Source organism: Corynebacterium sp. NPDC104732 (assembly GCF_055583565.1).
Genome location: NZ_JBVJNS010000021.1, coordinates 23971 through 30098, shown reverse-complemented (window position 1 = coordinate 30098; position 6128 = coordinate 23971). Strand labels below are relative to the sequence as shown.

Below are 6128 nucleotides of genomic sequence, written 5' to 3'. Positions count from 1 at the left end.
CGCCTGGGATACCAAACCCTGGCCCACAGCCGGGGACTCGAATCACTACCAACCCACACCGCCGCGTAGGACTCCAACAAAAAGTCCGCACACCCCCCAAAACATCGACGCCTACTCCCAGTCTCGAATTCCAGGACTCGCACATTGCCCGAGAGAACACCCACAAGCCAAGTTGCTTGCGCTGACACAACCAGAAATGTCCCCAGCGCTTGTTCGCCAGTCGAATTTGCCCCACGTTAGGAAAAACATTCTTCCCGCGAACAGGCATTTTGATGTAGCACAGTGTCTAACATGGGGCAGATAATGTGAAACATGACCTCAACATGGAAAGGCCCCGCACACACAAACCATCTGACACGCTCCCCCACAAAACGCGAGACCTGTTTTTCGAGACTCGGAGAATAAAACCCCCAAAACACCGCTTTGGGGCCTGAACCACTCCGAGTCTCGAATTCCAGGACTCGCTCTTTAACCCGAACAAACAACCCAAGCCCCAGAACCCGCGTGTTACTTCTCCTCAGCTGCGAGCTGGCCACAGGCTGCGGCGATTTCTTGGCCACGGGTGTCACGAACGGTGCATGGCACGCCTTGTGCGATGACGCGTCGCACGAATTCGTCTTGGCGTTCCTTCGGGGAGGCATCCCATTTAGACCCCGGCGTTGGGTTCAGTGGGATGAGGTTGACGTGGACAAGTGGGCCGAGGGCTTTGTGGAGCTTTTTGCCGAGCATGTCGGCGCGCCAGCCTTGGTCGTTGATGTCCCGGATGAGGGCGTATTCGATGGAGACGCGGCGGCCGGACTTTTCGGCGTAGTACTTGGCTGCGTCGAGTACTTCCGAGACCGACCAGCGGTTGTTAACGGGAACGAGGGTGTCACGGAGTTCGTCGTCGGGGGTGTGCAGGGATACGGCGAGGGTGACGGAGAAGCCTTCGTCGGCGAAGCGTCGGATAGCTGGGGCGAGGCCGACCGTGGAGACGGTGACATTGCGTTGGGATATGCCGAAGCCTTGCGGGGCTGGGGCCGTGATTTGCCGGACGGCGCTCATGACGCGTTTGTAATTGGCCAGCGGCTCGCCCATGCCCATGAACACGATGTTGGAAAGGCGGGAGCCTTCGGCGGCCATGGTGGCGGCTGCTGCGCGGACTTGATCGACGATTTCGCCCGTCGATAGGTTGCGGTCAATGCCGCCCTGCCCTGTTGCGCAGAACGGGCACGCCATGCCGCATCCTGCTTGGGACGAGATGCAGAGGGTGGCGCGGTCCTTGTAACGCATGAGGACTGATTCGAGGAGGGTGCCGTCGTGAAGCTGCCACAGCGTTTTTGTGGTGTCGCCGCCGTCGGTGGAGATTTGCCGCACAGGGGTCATGAGCGTTGGGAAGAGGGCGTCGCGGACCTTCTCGCGGGCGGCGGCCGGCAGATCCGTCATGGTGGTGGGGTCGGCTTCGAGGCGGCCGTAGTAGTGGCGAGCGATCTGGTCGACGCGGAACTTCGGGAGCCCAAGCTCCTGCACCGCCGACACCCGCTCTTCGTGGGTGAGGTCGGCGAAGTGCTTCTGGGGCATGCCACGCTTCGGGGCATCAAAAACGAGTGGAATTTCAGCCATAGTATCCCCCATCTTTCCACGTCTTTGTGCATAGTCCAATTGGCATTTTTGCTGCGCACCGCGTTCAATAGATGACATGACTACACCGCACCCTGAAGAGCAGCCTACGCTTAACGACGCCCCCGTCCCCGCACTGCCCGAACCAGAACCAGAAACAGAGACCAAGGTTCGCGGCTCATTAGCTGGGGGAACCTGGATTGCCCTGATTTCCGGGGCACTGCTCCTTATTTTGCTCCTGGTATTTATCCTGCAAAACCAGCAGCAGGCTGATCTTCACCTGTTCGCGTGGACATTCCAGGTCCCAACCGGAGTGGGAGTTCTGCTGGCAGCCATTGTCGGCGCCCTTATTATGGCGATCGTCGGTGGGGTACGGATGCTGGAATTGCGTCGGCAAGTTAAGCGCGCGCAGCTCGGCTAAGTCAGGCTGAGCAGCAACCACGTCACCATCGCCGACGGCAGCATCCCGTCCAGGCGATCCATGATTCCGCCATGCCCAGGCAGCATGGCGGACATGTCTTTAATGCCCAATTCGCGTTTGAATTGGCTTTCCACCAAGTCACCGAGCGTCGCGCAGATCACCAGGCCAATGCCGAGGAAAATGCCCATCCACCACACGCCGTGCAGCAAGAAATGGATCGTGAGCATGCCCACGACACTGCCGAGGATCAGCGAGCCGGCGAAACCTTCCCAGGATTTTTTCGGGCTGACAGCCGGCGCCATCGGGTGCGTGCCAAACATCACGCCAGCAATGTATCCGCCCACATCCGAGGCGACGACGCACAGCATGAACGTGACAATGTACATGCCATAAAGCACACCGTCTTGTTCAATCTTCGACAGCATCGCAGCGAACGCACCGAACAGCGGGATCCAGGTGAGCACAAAAATACCGAGGGACATATCCCGCAGATAATTCTGTGGCGCTACGTGACGGCCATGGTGGAACAACCGACCAAACATCAATGCCAGCACGCTGGCCACATAAGCGGCAATCAGGCCAGTGGTGCCAAACGGCCACGACAGCCACACCATCGCTTGGCCCCCCACCAAAAGCAGGGCGCGTTGCAGCAGGTAGCCGTGTTCTTTCAGTCGCGAATGAACTTCCCAGGTGGCAAGGAAAACAGCGGCTGCCACCAGTGGATACCAGCCAAAGGGGATAACAAAAATGGCAAGCAGCACCAGGGCGCCAAGACCGACGCCCACTGCGATCGCTTGCTTTAGGTTTCGACCCGCTGAGTTTTTAGGCCGGATGTGATCCACTGTGACAACTCCTACATAGGAAAAGCGCTGCCGGAATCAACAGCGCTTGCAAATAAAAGGGCATGGCGAAGTCGGCTAGACCTCCATGAGCTCCTTTTCCTTTGCTGCCACCAGATCGTCCATCTGAGCGACGTACTTCTGGGTGACCTTATCCAGTTCCTTTTCGGCTGCGAGCACCTCGTCCTCACCCGCGTCGCCGTCTTTTTGCAGCTTCTTCAGCTGTTCCATGCCCTTACGACGCACGTTGCGGATCGCAATCTTGCCGTCTTCGCCCTTGGACTTCGCCATCTTGACCATGTCACGACGGCGTTCCTCGGTCAGCTGTGGCACGGTCACGCGCAGCACCTGGCCGTCGTTGGTTGGGTTGACACCCAGGTCAGAGTTGCGGATAGCGTTCTCGATCTCGTTCATGACGGACATCTCATATGGCTTAATGAGCAGCATGCGAGGTTCCGGTACCGAGATGGTGGCCATCTGGGTGATTGGAGTAGGAACACCGTAGTACTCAGCCATTACGCCGTTGAACATCGCTGGGTTAGCGCGACCGGTGCGGATGGTGGTCAGGTCTTCGCGGGTGTAGTCCACGGAGACGCCCATACGCTCTTCAGCTTCAAACAGGATTTCGTCGATCATTTAGGTCCCTTAGTTGAAAGTGGTTCTTCGTATTCTTAATTTATCAGGAACGAACCAGCGTTCCGATTCGCTCACCCCGAACGGCACGTGCGATATTGCCGTCGGTAAGCAGGTTGAACACTAGGATCGGCATCTTGTTATCCATGCACAGGCTGAATGCGGTGGAGTCTGCGACCTTAAGGCCCTTCTCAATTACCTCTTGTGGCGTGATCTCCGTGAACATGGAGGCATCTGGGTTCGTGCGCGGATCACTGTCGTACACCCCATCGACGCCTTTGGCCATGAGCAGCACCTCGCAGTCGATTTCCAACGCACGCTGCGCCGCGGTGGTGTCCGTGGAGAAGTACGGCATGCCCATGCCTGCTCCGAAGATGACCACGCGTCCCTTTTCCAGGTGACGCTTCGCACGCAACGGCAGGTACGGCTCGGAAACCTGCGCCATGTTGATCGCGGTCTGCACGCGCGTTTCGACGCCCTCCTTCTCCAGGAAATCCTGGAGCGCGAGGCAGTTCATGACGGTTCCAAGCATGCCCATGTAGTCAGAGCGTGCTCGATCCATGCCGCGCTGCTGCAGCTGCGCGCCACGGAAGAAGTTGCCACCGCCAATGACAACACACACCTCAGTTCCAGCCTGAGCAATTTCAGCGATCTGCCGGGCCACGTTTTGGACAACATCTGGGTCAATGCCCACGTTGCCGCCACCGAACATTTCACCGCCAAGCTTGAGCATTACTCGTTTGAAACCTTGGCGTTGCTTACCGGAATCCTCCGACATTGAAGGTACACCTTCCTGCTGTGACATATTTTTCTCCCAACAGCTTACATGGTTTTAGGCATGAAAAAGCGTTCCGCACGTGGGGTACGGAACGCTGTAGTAATTGCACCCTACCGGGTTAACAGCCTAGTGCTGGCCAACCTCGAAGCGAGCGAAGGACTTCAGGACAATGCCTGCCTCATCCATGAGCTGCTTAACGGACTTCTTGTTGTCGGAAACAGAAGCCTGCTCCAGGAGGGTGACGTCCTTGAAGAAGCCGTTCATGCGACCCTCAACGATCTTGGCGATAGCAGCCTCTGGCTTGCCCTCTTCGCGGGTGATTTTCTCCTGGGTTGCGCGCTCCTTCTCCACAACGTCAGCTGGGACGTCCTCGCGGGAGAGGTACTGTGCCTTCATAGCAGCAACCTGCATTGCAGCGGCCTTAGCGGCAGCCTCGTCGTCGCCTTCGTAGGCAACCAGGACGCCCACTGCTGGTGGCAGGTCAGCGGCACGGTGGTGCAGGTAAACAGCGACCTTGTCGCCTTCCAGGGTGATAGCGCGACGCAGCTCGAGCTTCTCGCCGATCTTTGCAGACAGCTGCTGGATTGCTTCCGCAGCGGTCATGCCGTCGACCTCAGCAGCTGCGAGCTCTTCTGGGGTGTTTGCCTTGACGGCAGCAGCAGCGTCGGCAATCTTTGCGCAGAAGTCCTTAAACTCAGCGTTCTTTGCCACGAAGTCGGTCTCAGAGTTGACCTCAACCATGGTGTTGCCGGAAACAGCGATCAGGCCTTCAGCAGCGGTGCGCTCTGCACGCTTGCCGACGTCCTTAGCGCCCTTAATGCGGAGCAGTTCAACAGCCTTGTCAAAGTCACCAGCGGTCTCTTCAAGAGCCTTCTTGCTGTCGAGCATGCCAGCGCCGGTCATTTCGCGCAGCTTCTTGACGTCTGCAGCAGTGTAGTTCGCCATGTGGGGCGATCCTCCTTGTTTATAGAAGAAGATTTTCCTTGATGAATTCTAGCGTAGTGCGCTCATTTATGCGCGCACCGGGGTGTCTGTTTTGTAACGCGAGCGTTTCTTCTTGCTGTAATTTAGATTGAAAAAGTAGCATCAGCGAACCGGCAGTGCTGACAGCTTACTGTTATCGCATTGATACCAGTTTTAAGGACATTGCCTTTCATTTTCACTAGTGTCAATTCATGTAGTGCCAAGAGCCACCACAGTCACCTAGAAGAGATAGGATCCTCAAACCTATGAAAGCAAAAAAATCAGCTCTGCCTTGGCTGCGTTAATCTTATCCGTAGCTTTGTCCCCTTGCACAAATGCTGAGCCCCTCAACCACAATATTGCAAGCAACAAAACACATTCTGGCCAGCAAACGACTGATGCTCTCACCGAAGATCTACTAGTGCTAGATCGTTACACATATCCTGACACAATGGTCTTTGACCTTGATGGAGCTCTAGCACAAGATGAAGATCTTGAAGCTGAAGCTCTCGAGCTAGCATCAGTTCTCGAAGCTTTTGGATGGAGCATTCAGAGCACCAACCCGGAGTATCTTGAGAATGTTTCCGTGAAATCTTCAGCCCAAGCCGGTATCGTTCAACCTTTCTCTAATTGCAATGGTAAAAATGGCTCCCAGCTGGTACCGCCTGCAATTCTTCTGGACAGCTGCGCGGCGAGTGCACTGCAAAATGCAATCACTGGAGGAGCCACTGCAGTCGAACTTGCTGGAACGTTGACAGCCATCACCGGAGTTTCCCTCGCACTTGCAACCCCCATAGCTATTGGCCTTGTCGCGCAAGCATCACTCATTGGTATTTGTGGTTCATGGGGCAATGGCATTCGACTATTCCCCAATGGCATGTGCTGGTCCCAATAG

Annotated in this window: 7 protein-coding genes; 2 read left to right on the top strand and 5 right to left on the bottom strand. The window is 56.5% G+C overall.

Features of this window, described 5'->3' with window-relative positions; genetic code table 11:
* Positions 1–507: 507 nt before the first annotated feature.
* A complete protein-coding gene (gene rlmN, locus ACZ6ZO_RS11610; protein WP_182386367.1) occupies positions 508–1602 on the bottom strand; it encodes a dual-specificity RNA methyltransferase RlmN in 1095 nt (364 codons plus the stop codon).
* 76 nt (positions 1603–1678) lie between these two features.
* Between rlmN and ACZ6ZO_RS11605 the strand changes: the two genes are divergently transcribed.
* Positions 1679–2020 carry a LapA family protein gene (locus ACZ6ZO_RS11605; RefSeq protein WP_182386368.1) on the top strand — a complete coding sequence of 114 codons (342 nt, stop codon included), beginning with the start codon at positions 1679–1681 and terminating at the stop codon, positions 2018–2020.
* Here the strand turns inward: ACZ6ZO_RS11605 and ACZ6ZO_RS11600 are convergent.
* From ACZ6ZO_RS11600 to tsf, 4 genes are all read right to left on the bottom strand, one after another.
* Positions 2017–2862, bottom strand: a complete 846-nt coding sequence (locus ACZ6ZO_RS11600) for a phosphatidate cytidylyltransferase (protein WP_182386369.1) — start codon at positions 2860–2862, stop codon at positions 2017–2019. The two genes, ACZ6ZO_RS11605 and ACZ6ZO_RS11600, sit on opposite strands and share 4 nt — an antisense overlap.
* 75 nt (positions 2863–2937) lie before the next feature.
* Complete coding sequence (gene frr, locus ACZ6ZO_RS11595; RefSeq protein ID WP_465292774.1) at positions 2938–3495, bottom strand: ribosome recycling factor; 558 nt, start codon at positions 3493–3495, stop codon at positions 2938–2940.
* 43 nt (positions 3496–3538) lie between these two features.
* A complete protein-coding gene (gene pyrH, locus ACZ6ZO_RS11590) occupies positions 3539–4270 on the bottom strand; it encodes a UMP kinase (protein ID WP_208767296.1) in 732 nt (243 codons plus the stop codon).
* 126 nt (positions 4271–4396) lie between these two features.
* Positions 4397–5215: a translation elongation factor Ts gene (gene tsf / locus ACZ6ZO_RS11585; RefSeq protein ID WP_182386372.1), complete on the bottom strand. Its 819-nt coding sequence runs from the start codon at positions 5213–5215 to the stop codon at positions 4397–4399.
* Positions 5216–5684: 469 nt separating this feature from the next.
* Between tsf and ACZ6ZO_RS11580 the strand changes: the two genes are divergently transcribed.
* The gene (locus tag ACZ6ZO_RS11580) at positions 5685–6128 is read left to right on the top strand and encodes a hypothetical protein (RefSeq protein ID WP_465292771.1); all 444 of its coding nucleotides are present in this window, start codon (positions 5685–5687) and stop codon (positions 6126–6128) included.

Excerpts from the sequence above, each read along its gene's own strand:
- frr (WP_465292774.1), bottom strand. The coding sequence starts at position 3,495 with ATGATCGACGAAATCCTGTTTGAAGCTGAAGAGCGTATGGGCGTCTCC.
- ACZ6ZO_RS11580 (WP_465292771.1), top strand. The coding sequence starts at position 5,685 with ATGGTCTTTGACCTTGATGGAGCTCTAGCACAAGATGAAGATCTTGAA.
- tsf (WP_182386372.1), bottom strand. The coding sequence starts at position 5,215 with ATGGCGAACTACACTGCTGCAGACGTCAAGAAGCTGCGCGAAATGACC.
- pyrH (WP_208767296.1), bottom strand. The coding sequence starts at position 4,270 with ATGTCGGAGGATTCCGGTAAGCAACGCCAAGGTTTCAAACGAGTAATG.
- ACZ6ZO_RS11605 (WP_182386368.1), top strand. The coding sequence starts at position 1,679 with ATGACTACACCGCACCCTGAAGAGCAGCCTACGCTTAACGACGCCCCC.
- rlmN (WP_182386367.1), bottom strand. The coding sequence starts at position 1,602 with ATGGCTGAAATTCCACTCGTTTTTGATGCCCCGAAGCGTGGCATGCCC.